This is a genomic window from Microbacterium sp. CGR1 (assembly GCF_001266755.1).
GTDB lineage: Bacteria > Actinomycetota > Actinomycetes > Actinomycetales > Microbacteriaceae > Microbacterium.
Genome location: NZ_CP012299.1, coordinates 1,251,148 through 1,271,591 on the forward strand (window position 1 = coordinate 1,251,148; position 20,444 = coordinate 1,271,591).

The window sequence follows — 20,444 nt, forward strand, 5'->3', positions numbered from 1 at the left end:
CATGCCAACCACGCAGGTTGGCGGAGGGGTTCGGATCAGTGGAAGCTGTCTCCGCAGGCGCAGCTGCCTGCGGCGTTGGGGTTGTCGATCGTGAAGCCCTGCTCCGAGATCGTGTCCTTGAAGTCGATGGAGGCGCCGTCGAGGTACGGGACGCTCATGTTGTCGATGATGACCTCGACGCCGTCGAAGTCGACGGTCTCGTCGCCCTCGAGGAATCGCTCGTCGAAGTACAGCTGGTAGATCAGGCCGGAGCATCCGCCGGGCTGAACGGCTACGCGCAGACGCAGGTCATCGCGGCCCTCCTGCTCGAGAAGGTTCTTGACCTTCGTGGCCGCGGCATCGGTCAGCTTCACGCCGTGCGCCTGGGTGGTCTCTGCCGAAGTCAGTGTGGTGTCGCTCATGTCGCTCCTTGTGACGGGCCGCGCTCGCACGGCTGGTATCTCGATTTTACCCTCAGGCTCGCGGATACGGCTCAGATGATGATGTCGTTCATGCGCGAGAGCAGCAGAGCCTCGGTCGCGACCGCATGGCGGAACGTGTCGAGGTGCAGCGATTCATTCGGGCTGTGGGCACGCGAGTGCGGGTCCTCGACGCCGGTCACGAGAATCTGCGCATCGGGGAACTCCCGCACCAGATCAGCGATGAACGGGATCGAACCGCCGACGCCGAGGTCGACCGGCGGCACACCGTACCCGTCGCGCATCGCATCGCGGGTGAGGGCGACCGCCCAGCCGCTGGTGTCGACGAGGAAGCCGTTTCCCAGGTCGACGTCGGTGAAGGTCAGCTCCGCACCGAACGGCGCGTTCGCGCGCAGATGCGCCTCGAGGGCGGCATACGCCTCCTCCCCCGTCTGCCCTGGCGCGACGCGCGCGCTCACGACCACCGTCACCTCGGGAAGGAGGGTGTTCGACGCCGCGGCGACGCTCGTCGCATCGATCCCGATGACCGTGACCGCCGGCTTGTTCCAGATCCGGCTGAGAATGCTCCCGCCGCCGACCGGAGACGTGCCAGGAAGAAGACCCGCTTCATCGCGGAGCGTCTCCTCGGTGTACTCCGGCGTCGGCGCGTCGCGCTCGGTCATCCCCTCGACGGCGACGGAGCCGTCCTCGTTCCAGAGCGTGGCGAGCATCCTCACCGTGGCCATCATGGCGTCCGGAACCGCTCCGCCGAACATGCCCGAGTGGGACGCGTGGTCGAGGGTGCGCACGCGCACGGTGAAGCGCGCATTGCCACGGAGCGAGACGGTGAGGCCGGGGGTGACCGAATCCCAGTTGCCCGAGTCGGCGACCACGATCGCATCCGCCCGGAGCGCTTCCTTGTTGTCCGCGAGGAACTGAGCGAAGGAGCGCGATCCGTACTCCTCCTCCCCCTCGATGAACATCGCGATCCCGAGCTCGAGGTCGTCGCCGACGACCTCGGCCACAGCGCGGATCGCGGCGATGTGCGCCATGATGCCCGCTTTGTCATCGGCGGCTCCGCGCCCGTACAGGCGTCCGTCGCGCACCGTTGGTTCGAACGGCGGCGTCTCCCACAGCGCGTCGTCTCCCGGAGGCTGCACGTCGTGGTGCGCGTAGAGCAGGATCGTCGGCTTGCCGTTGCGCGCAGCACGCGTCGCGAGCACGGCAGGCTGCCCGTGCTCGTCGGTGCCGGGGATCGCGGCGCGCAGCACTCGCACGTCGTCGAAGACCCCCGTCGCCGTCGCGAGCGCGGCGACCGCCTCCGAGCTGCGTTCGAGTTGCGTCTGGTCGAACGCGGGCCAGGCCATGCCGGGGATGCGGACGAGTGCGCCCAGGTCGCTCAGCGCGGCCGGGAACCCTGTGGCTGCGGCCTCGAGGACGGCCGGCTCGCGTTCGCTGGACAGATTCTGGTCACCGGGCTGGGCAGGAGATGTCATGCGAGTAATCTTAAGGTGATCCGCCTTCACTGAACCGAGGAACCTCGTGGCCACTACCCCTGTCCCCCCTTCGACGAACGACGACGCCGCCGAGACGACCGCGTCGGGCAAGGGACGCGCGACGCCGACCCGGGCCGAGCAGGAAGCGGCCCGCCGCCGTCCTCTGGTCGCGAACACCAAGGAGGCCAAGGCCGCAGCGCGCGCCGAGCTCAGCGAGCGACGCAACCGCGCGCAGGCCGGTCTGGCGGCCGGCGAGGAGAAGTACCTCCCGGCTCGCGACAAGGGCCCGCAGCGCCGCTGGGTCCGCGACTACGTGGACGCCGGATGGCACCCCGCCGAGTTCGTGATGGGCGTCATGGTGCTCGTCATCCTCATCTCGCTCCTTCCGGCCAACCTCGCCATCGGCGGCTTCGCGATCGCCGGCTGGGCGTACCTGGTCATGATGGCGTACCTGATCCTCGCGATCGGCGGCATGATCCTGCTGGGGATGCGCGTCAAGCGCAAGGTCGCCGCGAAGTTCGGCAAGGACCGCATGGAGCGCGGTCTCGGCTGGTACGCCGCGATGCGGTCGCTGCAGATGCGGTTCATGCGTCTGCCCAAGCCGCAGGTCAAGCGCGGCGACCGCCCCGCCTGATCCCCTGAATCATCGAGAGAGGCGCCTCGTGCTCTATGAGCACGAGGCGCCTCTCTCGTTCGCACGCGCAGCTTCTCAGCGTGCGACCAGGCCCCGGTTGATCTCGCGTCCCCAGAACGGACCGCGGTACAGGAACGCCGTGTAGCCCTGCACGAGCGTCGCGCCCGCTTCGAGTCGCTCCTGAACGTCCGCGGGCGTCTCCACTCCCCCGACGGCGATGACGCAGAACTCTGCGGGCACGGTCGAGCGAACCAGACGCAGCACCTGAAGCGAGCGCTCCTTGAGGGGCGCGCCGGAGAGGCCGCCCGCTCCGATGCCCGCGACCGTCGCCGCGTCCGTCGTGAGTCCATCCCTGCTGATCGTGGTGTTGTGCGCGATGATGCCGGCGAGGCCCTCGCCGACGGCGAGCTTCGCGATCGCGGCGATCTCGTCGTCAGCCAGATCGGGGGCGATCTTGACGAGCAGCGGAGTCTTTCCGGATGCCGCGCGCACCGCCCTGAGCAGCGGAGCCAGCGTCTCCACCGCCTGCAGTCCCCGAAGACCCGGGGTGTTCGGGGACGAGACGTTGACGGCCAGGTAGTCGGCCAGCGGGGCCAGCCGCGTCGCCGAAGCGACGTAGTCGGCGGTGGCGTCCTCGACGTCGACGACACGGCTCTTGCCGATGTTGACTCCGATGACCGTGTCAGGGGCGCCGCGACGCAACCGCGCGAGGCGCCGGGCCGCAGCATCCGCGCCCTCGTTGTTGAATCCCATGCGGTTGATGACCGCACGATCGGCGATCAGCCGGAACAGTCGGGGCTTCGGGTTGCCCTCCTGCGGGATCGCGGTGACGGTGCCGACCTCGACGTGGCCGAAGCCGAGCGCTGCAAGACCGCGGACACCGATCGCGTTCTTGTCGAACCCGGCGGCGATGCCGAAGGGCGAGGAGAAGCTCAGTCCGAGTGCGTCCACACGCAGCGACGGATCCGGCTTCGTCAGTGCCCGCGTCGCCCAGGAGAGCGGCGGCACTCCGAGCACGCGGATCACCGCCATACCGGCGTGATGGGCGAACTCGGGGTCGAAGCGCGACAGGACAGCGCGAAAGAGCAGCGGATACATCCCTGCCAGATTACCGGTCGGCAGGCTCCGGCTTGACGTGGTCGGCACGCAGATCCGTGATGGCGCTCTCGAAATCCTCGAGCGAGTCGAAAGCCTGGTACACGCTCGCGAACCGCAGGTATGCGACCTCATCGAGGTCGCGGAGGGGTCCGAGGATGGCCAAGCCGATCTCGTTCGTATCGAGCTGCGAGACACCTGTCTGCCGCACGGCCTCCTCGACACGCTGAGCGAGGACCGCCAGATCGGCCTCGGTCACGGGGCGCCCCTGACACGCCTTGCGCACGCCGGAGATCACCTTCTCGCGACTGAACGGCTCCATGACGCCCGAACGCTTGATGACGTTGAGGCTGGCCGTCTCGGTGGTCGTGAAACGCCCGCCGCACTCAGGGCACTGACGACGGCGCCTGATCGAGAGACCGTCGTCGCTGGTGCGGGAGTCGATGACGCGAGAGTCCGAGTGACGGCAGAAGGGGCAGTGCATTTGACCGATCCTACGCGGTGAAACGCGCCTCGATCGCCTCGCCGTGCGCGGGGAGCACTTCGGTCTCGGCGAGGGCGACGACCCCCTCACGGACCTCGGCCAGGGCGGCCCGATCGTAGGAGATCACCTGCTGCGGACGAAGGAACGTGTAGGCGCCGAGTCCCGGCGCATAGCGCGCCTGTCCCCCGGTCGGCAGAACGTGGTTGCTGCCCGCCATGTAGTCGCCCAGACTCACCGGCGTGTGGTCGCCGACGAACACCGCACCTGCGCTCGTGAAGCTGTCGGCGGCGTCCTCGGCATCCTCGAGGTGAAGTTCGAGGTGCTCGGGAGCGTACGCATTGCTGAACGCCGTGGCCATGGCACGGTCGTCGACGAGCACGATCGCGGACTGCGGTCCGTCGAGAGCTGCGGCCACCCGGGTCGCGTGACGGGTCGCGCCGGCCTGCCGCGCCACCTCTTCGGCGACACGATCGGCGAGCTGAGGCGAGTCGGTGACGAGGACGGCCGAAGCCTGCTCGTCGTGCTCGGCCTGACTGACGAGGTCGGCGGCGATGAGACGCGGGTCGGCGGCGGCATCTGCGACGACGAGGATCTCGGTGGCCCCCGCCTCGGAGTCCGTGCCGACGACCCCGGCCACCGCCCGCTTGGCGGAGGCGACGTAGTTGTTGCCGGGCCCTGACAGCACGTCGACCGGGTCGAGTCCGATGCCGGCGACGCCGTGCGCGAAGGAACCGATGGCGCCGGCGCCGCCGATGGCGTACACCTCCGTGATGCCGAGGAGGCCTGCCGCGGCGAGGATCGTGGGGTGGACGCGACCTCCCTGATCCGCCTGGGGCGGTGAAGCGAGCGCGATCTGCTCGACGCCCGCGACCTGGGCGGGGACGACGTTCATGATGACGCTGGAGGGATACACCGCCTTGCCGCCGGGGATGTACACGCCCGCGCGGTGCACAGGCTGCCAGCGTTGGGTGATCGTCGCGCCGGCGCCGATCCGGGTGATCCGACGTTCGGGAACCTGGGCTTCGGAGGCGATGCGCACCCGGCGAATCGCCTCGTCGAGGGCATCGCGGACAGCAGGCGCGAGGGTCTCGAGAGCATCGGCGATGTGCTGCGCGGGCACGCGGATCTCATGACCCGTGACACGATCGAAGCGTTCAGCCTGCTCGCGCAGCGCCTCTTCGCCGCGCTCGCGCACGTCCTCGACGATGCGCGTGGCGGTGTCGAGAGCCTCGGCCCGTGCCTGGGTGGCTCGCGGCACGGCCGCGAGCATGTCAGCCGGCGAGAGCGTGCGCCCTCGCAGATCGATCGTGCGCAAGATCAGCCCTTCGTGATGTCTGAGATGTCGTGCAGGTAGCCGATGCGACCGTCGTCGTGTCGGATGACATAGGCGCCACCGCGGTCCTCGATGACGAGCGCCCACGCATTCGGTCCGATTCGGAAGATGACCTCGCCGCGTTCGTCATGCACGTCCCGCTCGGTCGGCGCGAGGATCCAGAAGGGCTGCGGGGTTGAGTAGGCGTCCTGAGGGCTCGTCGCGGCGAAGTCCGAGTCGTGTTCGACGGCGGGGAACGCGGTCGTCTCGGGCGACGAGACATCGCGCGCGGTCGCACCGAGAAGCGACTCGATGCTTCCGGTGTCGGACACGATCTCGGGTTCCTGGCCGCGCGACCGGCGCGAGTACGCCGGGGTGTACTCCTCATCGGAGGTCGTCTCCTCGGTCCCGGTCCCCCCGCCCGACGCGTGGGAGGACAGTGGCACCTGCTCGGCGATATCGAGACGGGCGACCTCATCGGTCGCCTGCTCACGGGACAGTTCGACGTCGATCCCCTCCGCCGAGGGTGTCGTGTAGGCGGTCGGGGCAGCGTCCGTCGCGTAGGCCGTCGGTGCGGCGTCCGTCCCGTAGGCCGTCGGCGCGGCGTCCGTCCCGTAGGCGTCCGTCACGTAGGCCGTCGGTGCAGCGTCCGTCGCGTAGGCCGTCGGCGCGGCATCCGTCGCGGCGGTGTGGGCCTCAGGAGCGACATCGCTCGACGAGGCGGGCGATGCGTACGACGCAGGTCGCAGGTCCGTGTCGGCAGAAGCATCGGCCTCGACGGCGACGGGAGCGTCGGCGCCCGGGGCGGCAGGCTCGGGGCGAGGACGCGCGATGACCGGTCGGACCGGATTGGCGTTGCGGTGCGCGAGCGTGACGAGTCGGCCCTGGAAGTCCTCCTTGAGGCCGGGCACCAGCGGAGCGAAGACCGTGAGGACGACGAGCGCGAGCGCTGCGAGCAGCTGAACGACGCCGTTCCAGGGCAGCCCGAAGACACCGAACTGGATCGCGAACGCGACGGCGTTCCAGAGTGCGCCGAGCCAGAAGACCGCTGAGACGGAGAACGCCACGGAAGCGAACTGGTCGATCCCCAGCGAGCCGACCCGGCGGATGCCGTCGGGTGAGAAACGGCGGAGGACCAGCAGGAACACGGCGACCGTCGGCACGCCGATCGGGAGGACCCACTGGATTCCGGCACCCCAGATGGACGAGTCTCCGACGTACGGGAAGAACGACGCGATGAAGGCGATCAGCCACACGCCGACGATGAGCAGCTCCCGCAGGGTGAATCCGAGGATGCCGTACTCCGGCGTCACCTCATCGTCATAGAGCACGCCGTCGTCATCGGAGAAGTCCTCGTCGAGAGGTGACTCGTCTGACACCGACGACCGGTCTGCAGCTGAGTCGTCACTGTTCAGGAAGGGTGATTCCGTGCTCATGGGGAGGGTCCTTTCGCCACGGTGCAGAGCCTTAGTCGTCGTGCACCCGAACGCGTCCCGATACTACCCGGTGCGTCCGTGAGGACCCATCGAGCGGCAGCGTCCGCTGGTGCTCAGCCCAGGCAGGTCGGCCCGAGCAGCGATTTGAGATCTCCGAACAGATCGGCCGAGACCTTGACCGGCATCGGCACGTCGAAGACCTTCGCCGTGCCGCCGCGGTGCACCCGCAGCACGACCTCGGTGTCCCCGTTGTGACGGCGCAGCACGTCGGCGAGCTCGTGCATCACCCGCTCCGTCGCCCTCTGCTCGGCGAGCACGAGCGAGAGCGGACCCGCGGCGTCGAAGGAACCGACATCCGGCGCGAACGCCGACTGCGCATGCAGGTTGAGTCCGTCATCACGCTTCGACACCCGGCCGCGCACGGCGAGGATCGAGTCCTGCTGCAGGATGTGCTGGAACTCGGTGTACGTCTTGCCCATGAACATGACCGTCACCTCGCCGTTGAAGTCCTCGACGGTGATCATTCCGTACGGATTGCCACTGGCCTTCGCGACGCGATGCTGCACGCTCGTGACGAGACCGGCGACGGTGACCTGCTCACCGTCCTGCATGTCCTCCGAGTTGATGAGGTTGTGGATCGAGATCGACGCGTGCTTCGCCAGAGGCACCTCGAGCCCGGCCAGGGGGTGGTCCGACACGTAGAGCCCGAGCATCTCGCGCTCGAAGGCGAGCTTGTCCTTCTTGATCCATTCGGGGCGGGCGGGCACCTTGGCAGGCGGCGCCTCTTCCATTCCGTCGTACAGACTGTCGAAGTCGAAGCCGATCGCACCCTGTGCTTCGTTCCGCTTGCGATCCACAGCCGCCTCGACGGCATCCTCGTGGACTTCGAGCAGCGCACGGCGCGAGTCGCCCATCGAGTCGAACGCGCCGGCCTTGATCAGAGATTCGACCGTGCGCTTGTTCGAGACGTGCAGCGGGACCTTCTCGAGGAAGTGATGGAACGAGGAGAATCGCTCATCCTTGCGGGCCGCGATGATGCCCTCGACCACGTTGCTGCCGACGTTGCGGACGGCACCGAGCCCGAATCGGATGTCGTCGCCGACAGCGGCGAAATACTTGATCGACTCTGAGACATCGGGCGGCAGCACCTTGATGCCCATTCGACGGCACTCGTTGAGATAGAGCGCCATCTTGTCTTTCGAGTCGCCGACGCTGGTGAGCAGCGCGGCCATGTACTCGGCGGGATAGTGCGCCTTGAGGTAGGCCGTCCAGTACGAGACGACCCCATATGCCGCCGAGTGCGCTTTGTTGAAGGCGTAGTCCGAGAACGGGAGGAGGATCTCCCAGATCGCGTTGACGGCACCGTCGGAGTACCCGTTCGCGTGCATGCCGGCTTGGAAGCCCTCGAACTGCTTGTCGAGCTCGGACTTCTTCTTCTTGCCCATCGCTCGGCGCAGGATGTCGGCCTGGCCGAGCGAGAACCCGGCCACGCGCTGGGCGATGGCCATCACCTGCTCCTGGTAGATGATCAGGCCGTAGGACTCGTCGAGGATGTCGGCGAGCGATTCGGTGAACTCCGGGTGGATCGGTGTGATCGGCTGCTGGCCGTTCTTGCGCAGCGCATAATTCGTGTGCGAGTTCGCACCCATCGGACCCGGGCGGTACAGCGCGATGAGCGCGGAGATGTCGCCGAAGTTGTCCGGACGCATCAGGCGCATCAGCGATCGCATCGGCCCGCCGTCGAGCTGGAAGACGCCGAGCGATTCGCCGCGACCGAGCAGCTCGTAGGCGCCGCGGTCATCCAGGGCGAGGTGTTCGAGGTCGAGCTCCTCCCCGCGGTTGGTGCGGATGTTGTCGAGAGCGTCCGAGATGATCGTGAGGTTGCGGAGCCCCAGGAAGTCCATCTTGATCAGCCCGAGCGACTCGCAGGACGGGTAGTCGAACTGGGTGACGATCTGGCCGTCCTGCTCGCGGCGCATGATTGGGATGATGTCGAGCAGGGGCTCGGACGACATGATCACACCGGCGGCGTGCACGCCCCACTGGCGCTTCAGACCTTCGAGACCGAGGGCGCGGTCGAAGACCGTCTTCGCCTCGGGATCGGTCTCGATGAGCGCACGGAACTCGCTCGCCTCCTTGTAGCGGGGGTGCGCCGAGTCGAACATGCCGTCGAGAGGCATGTCCTTGCCCATGACGGGCGGCGGCATCGCCTTCGTCAGCCGCTCGCCCATGCTGAACGGGAATCCCAGCACACGCCCCGCATCCTTCAGAGCCTGCTTCGACTTGATCGTGCCGTAGGTGACGATCTGAGCGACGCGCTCGGAGCCGTACTTCCTCGTCACGTAGTCGATGACCTCGCCGCGGCGACGGTCATCGAAGTCGACGTCGAAGTCGGGCATCGAGACGCGGTCGGGGTTGAGGAAGCGCTCGAAGATGAGACCGTGCTCGAGCGGGTCGAGGTCGGTGATCTTCATGGCATAGGCGACCATCGACCCGGCGCCCGAGCCACGGCCCGGACCGACGCGGATTCCGTTGTCCTTCGCCCAGTTGATGAAGTCGGCGACGACGAGGAAGTAGCCGGGGAACCCCATCTGCAGGATGATTCCGGTCTCGTACTCGGCCTGCTTGCGCACCTTGTCGGGGATGCCGCTCGGGTATCGGTAGTGGAGGCCCGCTTCGACCTCCTTGATGAGCCAGCTGTCCTCCGTCTCGCCGTCCGGCACGGGGAAGCGCGGCATGTAGTTGGCCGCGGTGTTGAATTCGACCTCGCACCGCTCGGCGATGAGCAGCGTGTTGTCGCAGGCCTCGGGGTGGTCGCGGAACAGCTGACGCATCTCTGCGGCGGTCTTGATGTAGTACCCGTCGCCGTCGAACTTGAACCGGTTGGGATCGTCGAGCGTCGAACCGGACTGCACGCACAGCAGCGCCTCATGGGCATCGGCCTCATGCTGGTGCGTGTAGTGCGAGTCGTTGGTGCCGACGAGCGGGATGTTCAGATCCTTGGCGAGCCGGATCAGATCGGTCATGACCCTGCGCTCGATGGAGAGACCGTGATCCATGATCTCGGCGAAGTAGTTCTCCTTGCCGAACAGGTCCTGGAACTCGGCGGCCGCCGCACGTGCGGCGTCGTACTGGCCGAGGCGCAGTCGCGTCTGGATCTCACCCGAGGGGCATCCTGTGGTGGCGATCAGGCCCTTGCCGTATGTCTGCAGGAGCTCCCGGTCCATGCGGGGCTTGAAGTAGTAGCCCTCCATGCTCGACAGCGAGCTGAGACGGAACAGGTTGTGCATCCCCTGCGTGCTCTCGCTCCACATCGTCATGTGGGTGTAGGCACCGGAGCCGGAGACATCGTCGCTCTTCTGATCCGGGGAGCCCCATTGCACACGCGTCTTGTCGCTGCGATGCGTGCCGGGAGTCACATAGGCCTCGAGACCGATGATCGGCTTGACGCCCGCGGCGTTCGCCGCCTTGTAGAACTCGAACGCCGCGAAGGTGTTGCCGTGATCGGTCACGGCGATGGCCGGCATGTCGTAATCTGCCGCCGCCTGCGTCATCGCCGCGATCTTCGCCGCCCCGTCGAGCATCGAGTACTCGCTGTGCACGTGCAGGTGGACGAAGGAGTCGGATGCCATGCCTTCGAGTCTACTTTCGGCATCCGACATCGAGCGTCGCCGCACCTGCCGCTCCGGGGTCCTGCGTCGCTTCAGGGGAGCGAGTCCACGACGCTCACGGTGAAGACATGCCTCTCGTCTGCCAGGGATGCGGGGATCAGCGAAGAGGCGACGTCGAGCACCGCGGTCGTCTCCGTGACGAGCCCCGTGGTCATGTCGATCGTGATCGAGCGCCGCTGAACCGCTGGCTGACCCGACAGAGCCTCTGTCGACGCCGAGAACCGCAGCGTCGCCGAGGTCGCATCGGCGGACACGATCTCAGGCCCGGGAAGCATGCTGAGGGCGTCGTACATCGTCGCCCGCTCAGCCCCCGACCCCATGTTGTACGACAGAAGCTCGATGAGGACCCACCCGACCTTGTAGTCCTGATCGCCCGCGACGATCCCCTGATTCTCTCGGATCCACGCGATGAGCGCCGCCGGGTCCGTGGGCATCGCCGAGAAGAACGCCACGAGCCCGTACCCGTCCGGGGTGGCCCAGGGTGCTGACGGCCCGTTCGAGAAGTACGGATCGCCGCCCGAGGCCATCGCCTCCTTGTGCGCCTGGGCGAGCGCCGCGGCGTCCGGCCCGAAGGTGTCGCTCACCGTCCAGGGCTGATCGGTGGCGAAGAACCACTGCTGCGTCGGGTCGGCCGGCGCATAGGAGTTCCAGGAGGAGCTTCCGCGCCAGGCGTTCTGAGCGTTCGACCGATCAGCCTGATACTGCCCGCCGTTCGGATCGGGCTGGTGATAGACGATCTGCTCCGACTGCGTGTGCACGCGCAGGTACTGTCCCGGTGCCAGCGTCAGGCCGGTGAAGGACCGAGCCGCAGTCGCGGCGGCGCCGAAGGCCCCCGCAGCCGTCATCGGCTCCTGTGTCGGCGCGGGCGTCGGCGACGGCTTCAGCGTCTGTCCTGGCTCCCGCGTCGGAACGGCCTCGATCACGGGCTTCGGCTGTTCGGTGAGTCCCGTGATCACCAGCACGCCCGCCGTGGCCGCCAGTGCGGCGCCCACGAGCACGCCGGCCACGAGCCGCTTCGGTGCGGCAGGGCGAGCGGACACCGAGGTCTTCCCCGCGGCGATCTCGCTCATCAGTCGAGCGCGGGCCGAGTCGAGATGCGAGTCCACACCGTCGACATCCGGCTTGGTCTTCTGAACCTTCTCAAACACGTCCACGGACTTCTCCTTCCTGCTGCATCTCGAACGAACGGGCCTTTCGCGCCGGATCGAGTCGCGTGCGAACGCGATTCAACCGGGAGCGCACGGTGCCCACAGGCACACCGAGAGTCTCCGCGATGTCTTCGTAGCTCAGCCCCTGCCAGGCGTAGAGCAGAAGCGTCTCCCGATCCTTCGGGGACAACGCCGCGATCTTCTGCCGCAGGGCACGCACTTCGCGCTCGGCGTCCACGCGCCGCATCGCGTCATCGAGTCCACCGAGCGACGTATGGTTTTCCCCGACGACCGCGGCGAACGAGCGCCAATGCCGTGCCTCGACGGCTCTGTGCCGACGGATGAGCCGCGAGGCGATTCCGAGCAGCCAGGGAGAGGCTGAGTGCTTGCTCAGGTCGAAGTCCCCTCGACGGCGGAAGGCGACGAGAAAGGTCTCGCTGAGCACGTCCTCGGCGGCATGGGCACCCACCCGATATGTCGCGAACGCGTTCACCGCACGTGCATGTCGGTCGAACAGCTCGGCGAACGCCTCAGGCCGACTCAGCGACCGCCGGATGATCTCACTGTCTGTGCTCACACTATGTATTGCCTCTGACGTACAGTCGGGTTCACGCTTTCTTCGCTCTCTTCCGCGGATCTCGCAGATCGAGTCGCATGAGCACCCGCGGGAAGCCGTCGAGCGTCGAGCCGGTATCGGCCGCCTTCGCGAATCCGGCACTCTCGAAGAGCCCCATCGTGCCGACGTAGGCCATTGTGAGATTCACCGTCTCGCCACGGTTGTCGACCGGATACCCCTCGATCGCGGGGGCGCCGCTCTTCTTCGCATGAGCCACCGCTCCGTCGATCAGAGCGTGCGAGATGCCCTGTTTCCGATGGCCTGGACGGACGCGGATGCACCAGAGCGACCACACATCGAGATCGTCGACATGCGGGATCAGTCTGTTGCGCGCGAAGCTCGTCTCCCTGCGCGGATGCACCGCCGCCCAGCCCACCGGTTCATCGTCGAGGTACGCGATCACGCCTGGAGGCGGATCCTGGTGGCAGAGCTCACGCACGCGCTCCGCTCGCTTATCGCCTCGCAGCGCCCTGTTCTCGGCGCTGCCGATGCGGTAGCTCAGGCAGAAGCACACGTTCGACGTCGGCTTCTTGGGGCCGACGAGAGCGGCCACGTCGTCGAAGTCGGTAGCGGGTCCCACCTCGATGCTCATGGGCTCAGTCTGACCCACACCGCCGACATCGACGGCGTCGATTCACTCGCCGCGCAGGATCTCCAGGGCACGTTCGAAATCCGCGGGGTACCCCGACTCGAACTGCACCCACTCCCCCGTCGCCGGGTGGGTGAAGGCGAGCTTGTGCGCGTGCAGCCACTGTCGGGTGAGTCCGAGCCGTGCCGACAGCGTCGGATCCGCTCCGTAGAGCGGGTCGCCCGCGCACGGGTGCCGTAGGGCCGCCATGTGCACGCGGATCTGGTGCGTGCGTCCGGTCTCGAGATGGATCTCGAGCAGCGAGGCTCCCGGGAAGGCCTCGAGGGTCTCATAGTGGGTCACCGACGGTTTGCCGTCGGGAACGACGGCGAACTTCCAGGAGTGATTCGGATGCCGGCCGATCGGAGCATCGATCGTCCCCGTCAGCGGGTCGGGGTGCCCCTGGACGACGGCGTGATAGATCTTCTCCACCGTGCGCTCCTTGAACGCGTGCTTCAGCGACGAGTACGCCGTCTCGCTCTTGGCGACGACCATGAGCCCGCTGGTGCCGACATCCAGACGATGCACGATCCCCTGCCGCTCCGGAGCGCCACTCGTGGCGACCCGGAACCCCGCCGCTGCGAGAGCGCCGACGACGGTCGGCCCCTCCCATCCGAGCGAGGGATGAGCGGCGACGCCCGTGGGCTTGTCGACCACGACGATGTCGTCGTCGTCGTAGACGATTCCGAGCTCCGGAACCGCGATCGGGATGATCCGCGGCTCCTCCTTCGGCTGCCACTCCACCTCGAGCCACCCTCCGCCGCGCAGGCGATCGGACTTGTCGAGCGTCACCCCGTCGACGCGCACGCCGCCCGCCGAGGCGACCTCGGCGGCGAAGGTGCGCGAGAAGCCCAGCATCTTCGCGAGTGCCGCGTCGACGCGCGTCCCGTCCAGCCCGTCAGGAACGGGGAGGGTGCGGAATTCCATGCTCAGCGTCCGTCCGCGGCGGCGGCATCCGGAGAGGCGGTACCCGGGCGAGAGGTCTCGCCTCCGGTCTCCTCGGCCAACGCGGCAGCCTCGGCTTCGTCATCGGTCTCCACAGGAGCGTGGTCACGCTCCCGGGTGCCGTCGAAGCGGAGTCCCAGCACGACGAGGAGCGCGACCGAGATCATCCCGGTGACGATGAAGATGTCGGCGACGTTGAAGATCGCCGGCATCATCCACGGCATCGAGATCATGTCGACCACGTGCCCCATGGGGAAACCAGGATCGCGGAAGAGACGATCGGTGAGGTTTCCGAGCACTCCACCGAGCAGGCAGCCTAGGACGACGGCCCAGAGGCGTGACTGAAGACCCAGGGCCTTCCACACGATCACACCGGCCACCACCGCCAGAGCGATGGTGAAGATCCATGTGACATCGGATCCGAGCGAGAACGCTGCGCCGGGGTTGCGCACGTAGTACAGCTGAAGGAACTCACCGAGCACCGGCACCGGCTGCTGGAGCGGCAGGTTCTCGGTCGTGAGGTACTTCACAAACTGATCGGCGGCCAGCACGATCGCTGCGAGAACCGCAACTATCGCGCCGGCCGCCGACCGACGAAGGGGACGGCGTCCTGGCAAAAGGACGACCTACAGTCCGATCGCGGAAACCGGAGTCGAGTCCGTCGACGCCGACTTCTCGTCGAGATCGCGGAGCTGACCCTCGATGTAGCCGCGCAGCTGCGAGCGGTAATCGCGCTCGAAGTTGCGGAGCTCGGTGATCCGGGCCTCGAGGGCGTTGCGCTCGCGCTCGAGACGAGCCGACTCTTCGCGCTGCTTGGCCTCGGCCTCCGTGCGGATGCGGTTGACCTCGCCTTCGGCCTCGGCGATGAGCTGGGCGCGCTTGGCCTCACCCTCGGCGACGTGCTCGTCGTGAAGGCGCTGAGCGAGCTCGATGATGCCGGCGGTCGCAGTCGCCGAACCCGACGGAGCGGGCTCCGCGGGAGCGGCAGCAGCAGGCGCAGGAGCCTCTTCGACCACGGCGGCGGGTGCCTCTGCAGCGGCTGCGGGAGCGGCCGGTGCATCGCCGGACTCGTACGCGGCCAGCTTGGCCTTGAGTTCGACGTTTTCTTCGAGGGCCTTGCGCCACTCGATGACGATCTCGTCGAGGAAGTCGTCGACCTCGTCCGGGTCGAAGCCGTCCTTGAAGCGGACGTGCTGGAACTGCTTGGTGACGACGTCATCCGGGGTAAGTGCCATGGTGGCTCCTTCGATGAGTTCGGTTGCCAGTTTGGAATGGCGTGGTCGAGATTCGGCGCGAACCCGGGGCGCGCACCTGGGAGCCAAGCATAGTCCCCGAGCCTGTCAGTCGCGATCCCGCGACACTCCAGAGCGCCGAAGTCCCAGGGGTCTCAGATGAAGCTTCGGACGACACTCATCAGGATCAGCACGATCAGGATGGTGATCGAGAAGCCGAAATCCAGGGAGAGCGAGCCGATTCGCAGAGGAGGGATGATCCGCCGGAAGAACCGGACGGGCGGATCGGTCACCGTGTAGACGAGCTCAGCCGCGACGAGTCCGGCGCCCTTCGGTCGCCACTCCCGATTGAACATCGGGATGTAGCTGAGAATGAGTCGGGCGAAGAGCACCAGCAGGTACAGCAGCAAAGCCAGATGTACGATGCTGGCGACGATGGAGACGACGAACCCCACGGTCTACGACTGGTCGAAGCCCGCGGACTCGGCGTCCGCGTGCGCGATTCCCCCGTGACCCGAGACCGCGATGTTCTCCGGCGACAGGAGGAAGACCTTCGACGTGACCCGCTCGATGCGGCCGTACAGGCCGAGCGAGAGTCCGGAGGCGAAATCGATCAGACGGCGGGCGTCTGCGTCGCTCATCTGCGAGAGATTGATGATGACCGGCACACCCTCGCGGAAGCTCTCCGCGATGAGCTGAGCATCGCGATACTGCTTCGGGTGCACGGTGAGGATCTCGTTCACTGCCCCTCCTGCGGGCTGGCGCACGGCGACGGGGCGCCGTAGCGGGGTCACGGGCGCGGGAGCGGGCTCCTCGCGTTCGCGCTCGCGGTGCGAGCGGGCCGGGGTCGGCTCCTCCTCGTAGACCTCTTCCTCGTCAGCGAGGCCGAGATACACCATGGTCTTCTTCAGCGGGTTACCCATCGTGTCCTCCGGTTCGAACGTGTCGGGTTGGTCTGTTCACAGGTTAACCCCGGTCGGGGCGGGGTCCCGTGATTGCGGAGCCGATCCGCAGGTGTGTCGCGCCGGCCTCGATGGCCTCGACGAAATCGCCCGTCATCCCTGCGGACATCCAGGTCGCCGACGGCTCGACGGCGCGCACGCTCTCTGCGATCGAGTGCAGGCGCGCGAACGCGGAAGCGGGTTCCTCATCGAGCGGCGCGACCGCCATCACACCGCGAAGCCGCAGCGAGGGCAGCGTCATGATGTGCTCGGCGAGAGAGGCCGCCTCGGCGGGCGCGACGCCGCCGCGTCCGTGATCATCGGTGAGATTGACCTGCACGAGCACGTCGAGAAGGTCATCCCCGTCGGCCGCCCGATGCAGTGCGTCGGCCAGCCGGTCGCGGTCTACCGAGTGCACGGCATCCGCGCTGCGGCGGATCGCACCGGCCTTTTTGGTCTGAGCCTGCCCGATGAAGTGCCACCGGAGGTCGAGGTCCGTCAGCTCGGCGGTCTTCGACGAGAGCTCCTGCTGGCGGTTCTCCCCCACGTCGCGCACACCCAGCGCGTGCAGCTCGCGAACGAGCGACGACGGGTGGAACTTGGTCACGACGATGCGGGAGATCTCCGCCGGGTCCCTGCCGGCCAGGCGCGCGGCGTCGGCGATCCGATGATCGATCGCCGACAGCCGCGCTGCCAGACCGGACCCGGCCTGGCCCTGCGCCTGCGTCACTTCAGGAATTCGGGGATGTCGATGTCGTCGTCCGCGAAAGCAGGCTCGATGCTCGTCGCCGGGACGCGCTGCTGCGGCTTCTCGGGCGCGGGCGCCTCGGCAGCGGGCTTGCTCTCCTCGTCGTTCGAGAGCGCCACCTCGGGCAGCGTGCTGGCCGCGGCGGGCCGCGAGACGACCATGGGGTCGAGGCGCAGCGAAGGCTCACCGCTGTCGAAGCCGGCCGCGATCACGGTGACACGCACCTCGTCGCCGAGCGTGTCGTCGATGACCGTACCGAAGATGATGTTGGCCTCGGGGTGCGCGGCTTCCTTCACGAGGTCCGCAGCGTCGTGGATCTCGAAGATGCCGAGGTTCGAACCACCCTGGATCGAGAGCAGGACTCCGTGAGCACCCTCGATGCTGGCCTCGAGGAGCGGCGACTCGACCGCGAGTTCGGCGGCCTTGATGGCACGGTCGGCACCGCGTGCCGATCCGATTCCCATCAGTGCCGAACCGGCGCCCTGCATGACCGACTTGACGTCGGCGAAGTCGAGGTTGATGAGACCGGGAGTCGTGATGAGGTCGGTGATGCCCTGGACGCCGGCGAGGAGCACCTGGTCTGCGGTCGCGAAGGCCTCGATCATCGAGATGCCGCGATCGCTGATCTCGAGCAGACGGTCGTTCGGCACCACGATGAGGGTGTCGACTTCTTCCTTCAGCTTCACCACACCGGCTTCAGCCTGGCTCTGACGACGACGGCCTTCGAACGAGAAGGGCTTCGTCACGACGCCGATGGTCAGTGCGCCGATCGACTTCGCGATGCGCGCGACGACGGGGGCTCCACCCGTTCCCGTTCCACCGCCCTCGCCTGCGGTCACGAAGACCATGTCGGCACCGGTGAGCGCCTGCTCGATCTCCTCGGCGTGATCCTCGGCGGCGCGACGGCCGACCTCGGGGTCAGCGCCGGCGCCGAGTCCGCGAGTGAGCTCGCGACCGACATCGAGCTTGACGTCGGCATCGCTCATGAGCAGCGCCTGCGCGTCGGTGTTCACTGCGATGAACTCGACTCCGCGGAGCCCGAGATCGATCATGCGGTTGACGGCGTTGACGCCGCCACCGCCGACGCCGACGACCTTGATCACGGCGAGGTAGTTCTGGTTCTGGCTCATGGCCGGCCTCCGAATAGTCGAGCCTGTCTGGGGTGAGATTCCGCGGGCCGAACCTTAAACCTCAACTAGAGGTGTAAAGTATTTCCCGGTATTGGTTTCTCTTGTTCGAAGGTAAGCGTCACGTCCCCGCGCACACGCAGCGACACGGGCGTGTCGCCCGTTTGCCGTCGAAACCTCAGCCCACGACCACCGCATGCGGCGATGTGACATCGATCGTCGACGCCTCAGGATTGCTGAGCAGCGTCTTCGTGAGCACTTCGCTCTTCATCGGGGAGTCATCCGAGCTGCCCCAGACGACCGTCAGCCCGCTGCTGAGCGTCAACGTCACGTCATCAGCTGTCGTGGCCTGCACTCCGGTCAGCAGCGCTCGGAGATCAGCGGGCACCGAGCGCACCACGAGACCCGCACTCTCGAACGCGACCGAGTCGGTGCCGCCGTCGATGTCGAGCACCGGCTGTCCCGCCGGCTGATCGGAGGTCGTCGCCAGCGCGACGCCCGCGGCGTCGACGAGCGTATAGCCCGCATCCGAGCGGATCACGCCGACCGGCGTGCGCTCGACGATCCGCACCGTGAGATCGTGCGGCGGCTTCGCCTCGAGCGCATAGGTCTCGATCAGCGGGAATCCCAGCAGCGCGGCCTTGACCTCGCTCGAGTCGACCAGCGCCAAGGGGGTGCCCACCTGCTCGCCGAGGGCGGCCTCCACCGCCGCGGCATCCAGCGTCGTCGCGCCCACGACCGTGATCTTCTCCACGGCGAACAGCGGGCTGTACGCCGCGGCGGTGGTGCCACCGATCAGCAGGACGACAGCACCGACCGCGCTCAGCCAGACGATGCGACGCCGTCGGGAGCGCTGCGTGAACCGTCGGATCTCGGCCCGCAGCGCCTTGCGTCTCGCTCGCGCCGCCCGCCAGACGTCCCGCGTCGATGTCGGCCGCACCCCGGCATCCCCGTCGATGTCCGCACGGACGTCGGAGTCGAGGCCGACCGCCGCGGCCTGCGGACCTGTGCGTTCGTCCTGCTCGACGTCCCGCGCGCGCCCTCGCGTCGCCGGACCCTCCCGTCGCCTGGGCGTGTCCTCCGCGGTGCCCGCGGGAGGCGTGGGAAGCGGAGGCGGACGACGCATGCGTCAGACCTCGGTGGTCCGCAGAGACTCGAGCACCTGCGGGATGATCTGGTAGACGTTGCCGCAGCCGAGCGTGACGACGAAATCGCCGTCGCGAGCGACGGACGCCGTGTAATCGGCTGCCTGCTGCCAGTCGGCGACGAAATGGACGTGCGACGGGTCGTGGAACGCCCCGCTCACGAGCTCTCCCGTGACGCCCGGGACCGGATCCTCGCGAGCACCGTAGACGTCGAGCACGACCGTGTGGTCTGCATACGTCTCCAGCACGTCCGCGAACTCGCGGAACATGTGCTGCGTTCGCGAGTAGGTGTGGGGCTGCTGGATCGCGATGATCCTGCCCGTGCCGGCGATCGATCGCATCGCCTCGAGAGCCGCCCGCACCTCGGTCGGGTGGTGGGAGTAGTCGTCGTAGACGGTGACGCCGCGCTCGACGCCGTGCTGCTCGAGGCGGCGGACCGTGCCGGCGAAGCCCTCGACGGCCTTGGCGGACTCGGTCAGGCCGAAGCCCACCGAGAGGAGGACCGCGATGGCGCCTGCCGCGTTGATGGCGTTGTGCACGCCGGGCACGGCGAGCTGGAGGCGCACGCTCTCGGCTCCGGAGCTGACGGTGGCCGAGACGGGCCCGGCCGCCACGATGTCGGTCACCCTGACATCGGCATCCTCCGCCTGCCCGAACGTCACGACGTTCGGGTGCGAGAGCCCCGCTCCCACTCGCAGGGCGCCGGCGTCGTCGCTGGAGATCACGACCGCCTCCGTGGCCGCGTCGGCGAACCGCACGAACGCGTCGTGGAACGCGTCGTCGGACCCGTAGTGGTCGAGGTGATCGGGGTCGACATTGGTGATCAGCGCGACAGCCGTGTCGTAGAGCAGGAACGTGCCGTCGGACTCATCCGCCTCGATCACGAAGAGCTCACCCGATCCGGTGGCGCTCGAGACGCCGAGCTGCTCGATCACGCCGCCGTTGACGAAGTTCGGGTCGGCTCCGAGCTGCTGCAGCGCGGTCACGATCATGCCCGTCGACGTCGTCTTGCCGTGCGCGCCGGCCACGGAGACCAGTCGACGCGATCCGATCAGCCAGTGCAAGGCCTGCGAGCGGTGGATCACGTGCAGCCCGCGCTGCTTCGCCGTGACGAACTCGGGGTTCTCCGGCCAGATCGCTCCGGTGTGGACGACCGTGTCGGCATCGCCGAGATGCGCCGCGTCGTGCCCGACGTGCACATCCGCTCCGGCGGCCGCGAGTGCGCGCAGGTTGTCGCTGTCGGCTCGATCGCTTCCCGAGACGCGGATCCCCGCGTCGAGGAACATCTTGGCGAGGCCGCTCATGCCGGATCCGCCGATGCCGATGAAGTGCGCGGAGGAGATCGACTCGGGGATCGGGAGGGAGAGGTCAGGTCTGATCATGTCGGT

Annotated in this window: 20 protein-coding genes; 1 reads left to right on the forward strand and 19 read right to left on the reverse strand. The window is 67.6% G+C overall.

Going from position 1 to position 20,444, the window contains the following annotated elements; genetic code table 11:
• Positions 1–35: 35 nt before the first annotated feature.
• Together erpA and AKG07_RS06025 are read right to left on the reverse strand one after the other, a co-directional pair.
• Positions 36–401: an iron-sulfur cluster insertion protein ErpA gene (gene erpA, locus AKG07_RS06020; RefSeq protein ID WP_053096720.1), complete on the reverse strand. Its 366-nt coding sequence runs from the start codon at positions 399–401 to the stop codon at positions 36–38.
• A 71-nt stretch (positions 402–472) separates the two neighbouring features.
• Positions 473–1,894: a dipeptidase gene (locus tag AKG07_RS06025; protein ID WP_053096722.1), complete on the reverse strand. Its 1,422-nt coding sequence runs from the start codon at positions 1,892–1,894 to the stop codon at positions 473–475.
• 46 nt (positions 1,895–1,940) lie between these two features.
• Here AKG07_RS06025 and AKG07_RS06030 point away from each other — a divergent pair, with 46 nt between their 5' ends.
• Complete coding sequence (locus tag AKG07_RS06030; protein WP_053096724.1) at positions 1,941–2,528, forward strand: DUF3043 domain-containing protein; 588 nt, start codon at positions 1,941–1,943, stop codon at positions 2,526–2,528.
• 75 nt (positions 2,529–2,603) lie between these two features.
• Here AKG07_RS06030 and AKG07_RS06035 read toward each other — a convergent pair whose 3' ends face one another.
• The 17 genes from AKG07_RS06035 to murC all read right to left on the reverse strand — a co-directional run bounded on the left by AKG07_RS06035 (position 2,604) and on the right by murC (position 20,438).
• On the reverse strand, positions 2,604–3,626 hold the full coding sequence (locus AKG07_RS06035) for a quinone-dependent dihydroorotate dehydrogenase (protein WP_053096727.1): 1,023 nt from the start codon (positions 3,624–3,626) through the stop codon (positions 2,604–2,606).
• A 10-nt stretch (positions 3,627–3,636) separates the two neighbouring features.
• A complete protein-coding gene (gene nrdR, locus AKG07_RS06040; RefSeq protein ID WP_053096729.1) occupies positions 3,637–4,107 on the reverse strand; it encodes a transcriptional regulator NrdR in 471 nt (156 codons plus the stop codon).
• A 10-nt stretch (positions 4,108–4,117) separates the two neighbouring features.
• A complete protein-coding gene (hisD, locus tag AKG07_RS06045; protein ID WP_053099161.1) occupies positions 4,118–5,425 on the reverse strand; it encodes a histidinol dehydrogenase in 1,308 nt (435 codons plus the stop codon).
• A complete protein-coding gene (locus tag AKG07_RS06050) occupies positions 5,425–6,855 on the reverse strand; it encodes a hypothetical protein (protein ID WP_053096732.1) in 1,431 nt (476 codons plus the stop codon). Before AKG07_RS06050 ends, hisD begins: the two co-directional genes overlap by 1 nt.
• 113 nt (positions 6,856–6,968) lie before the next feature.
• Positions 6,969–10,487: a DNA polymerase III subunit alpha gene (gene dnaE / locus AKG07_RS06055; RefSeq protein ID WP_053096735.1), complete on the reverse strand. Its 3,519-nt coding sequence runs from the start codon at positions 10,485–10,487 to the stop codon at positions 6,969–6,971.
• 71 nt (positions 10,488–10,558) lie between these two features.
• A complete protein-coding gene (locus tag AKG07_RS06060) occupies positions 10,559–11,680 on the reverse strand; it encodes a hypothetical protein (protein ID WP_053096737.1) in 1,122 nt (373 codons plus the stop codon).
• Positions 11,667–12,251: an RNA polymerase sigma factor gene (locus AKG07_RS06065; protein ID WP_053096739.1), complete on the reverse strand. Its 585-nt coding sequence runs from the start codon at positions 12,249–12,251 to the stop codon at positions 11,667–11,669. The genes AKG07_RS06060 and AKG07_RS06065 overlap by 14 nt, the downstream gene beginning before the upstream one ends.
• Before the next feature lie 31 nt (positions 12,252–12,282).
• On the reverse strand, positions 12,283–12,882 hold the full coding sequence (locus AKG07_RS06070) for a GNAT family N-acetyltransferase (RefSeq protein ID WP_053096741.1): 600 nt from the start codon (positions 12,880–12,882) through the stop codon (positions 12,283–12,285).
• A gap of 42 nt (positions 12,883–12,924) precedes the next feature.
• Positions 12,925–13,845, reverse strand: a complete 921-nt coding sequence (locus tag AKG07_RS06075) for an RluA family pseudouridine synthase (protein ID WP_053096743.1) — start codon at positions 13,843–13,845, stop codon at positions 12,925–12,927.
• 2 nt (positions 13,846–13,847) lie between these two features.
• Positions 13,848–14,438: a signal peptidase II gene (gene lspA / locus AKG07_RS06080; RefSeq protein ID WP_072592313.1), complete on the reverse strand. Its 591-nt coding sequence runs from the start codon at positions 14,436–14,438 to the stop codon at positions 13,848–13,850.
• A 51-nt stretch (positions 14,439–14,489) separates the two neighbouring features.
• Complete coding sequence (locus AKG07_RS06085; RefSeq protein ID WP_053096747.1) at positions 14,490–15,098, reverse strand: DivIVA domain-containing protein; 609 nt, start codon at positions 15,096–15,098, stop codon at positions 14,490–14,492.
• Between the two features lie 152 nt (positions 15,099–15,250).
• The gene (locus AKG07_RS06090) at positions 15,251–15,550 is read right to left on the reverse strand and encodes a YggT family protein (RefSeq protein WP_053096749.1); all 300 of its coding nucleotides are present in this window, start codon (positions 15,548–15,550) and stop codon (positions 15,251–15,253) included.
• A 3-nt stretch (positions 15,551–15,553) separates the two neighbouring features.
• Entirely contained in the window at positions 15,554–16,018 is a 465-nt protein-coding gene (locus AKG07_RS06095; protein WP_053096751.1) for a cell division protein SepF, read from the reverse strand.
• 43 nt (positions 16,019–16,061) lie between these two features.
• Positions 16,062–16,766, reverse strand: coding sequence for a YggS family pyridoxal phosphate-dependent enzyme (locus AKG07_RS06100; protein WP_053096753.1), 705 nt, complete (start codon positions 16,764–16,766; stop codon positions 16,062–16,064).
• Positions 16,763–17,914, reverse strand: a complete 1,152-nt coding sequence (gene ftsZ / locus AKG07_RS06105; protein WP_053096755.1) for a cell division protein FtsZ — start codon at positions 17,912–17,914, stop codon at positions 16,763–16,765. The genes AKG07_RS06100 and ftsZ overlap by 4 nt, the downstream gene beginning before the upstream one ends.
• A gap of 175 nt (positions 17,915–18,089) precedes the next feature.
• On the reverse strand, positions 18,090–19,037 hold the full coding sequence (locus tag AKG07_RS06110; RefSeq protein ID WP_053096757.1) for an FtsQ-type POTRA domain-containing protein: 948 nt from the start codon (positions 19,035–19,037) through the stop codon (positions 18,090–18,092).
• 3 nt (positions 19,038–19,040) lie between these two features.
• A complete protein-coding gene (gene murC, locus AKG07_RS06115; RefSeq protein ID WP_053096759.1) occupies positions 19,041–20,438 on the reverse strand; it encodes a UDP-N-acetylmuramate--L-alanine ligase in 1,398 nt (465 codons plus the stop codon).
• Positions 20,439–20,444 lie beyond the last annotated feature (6 nt).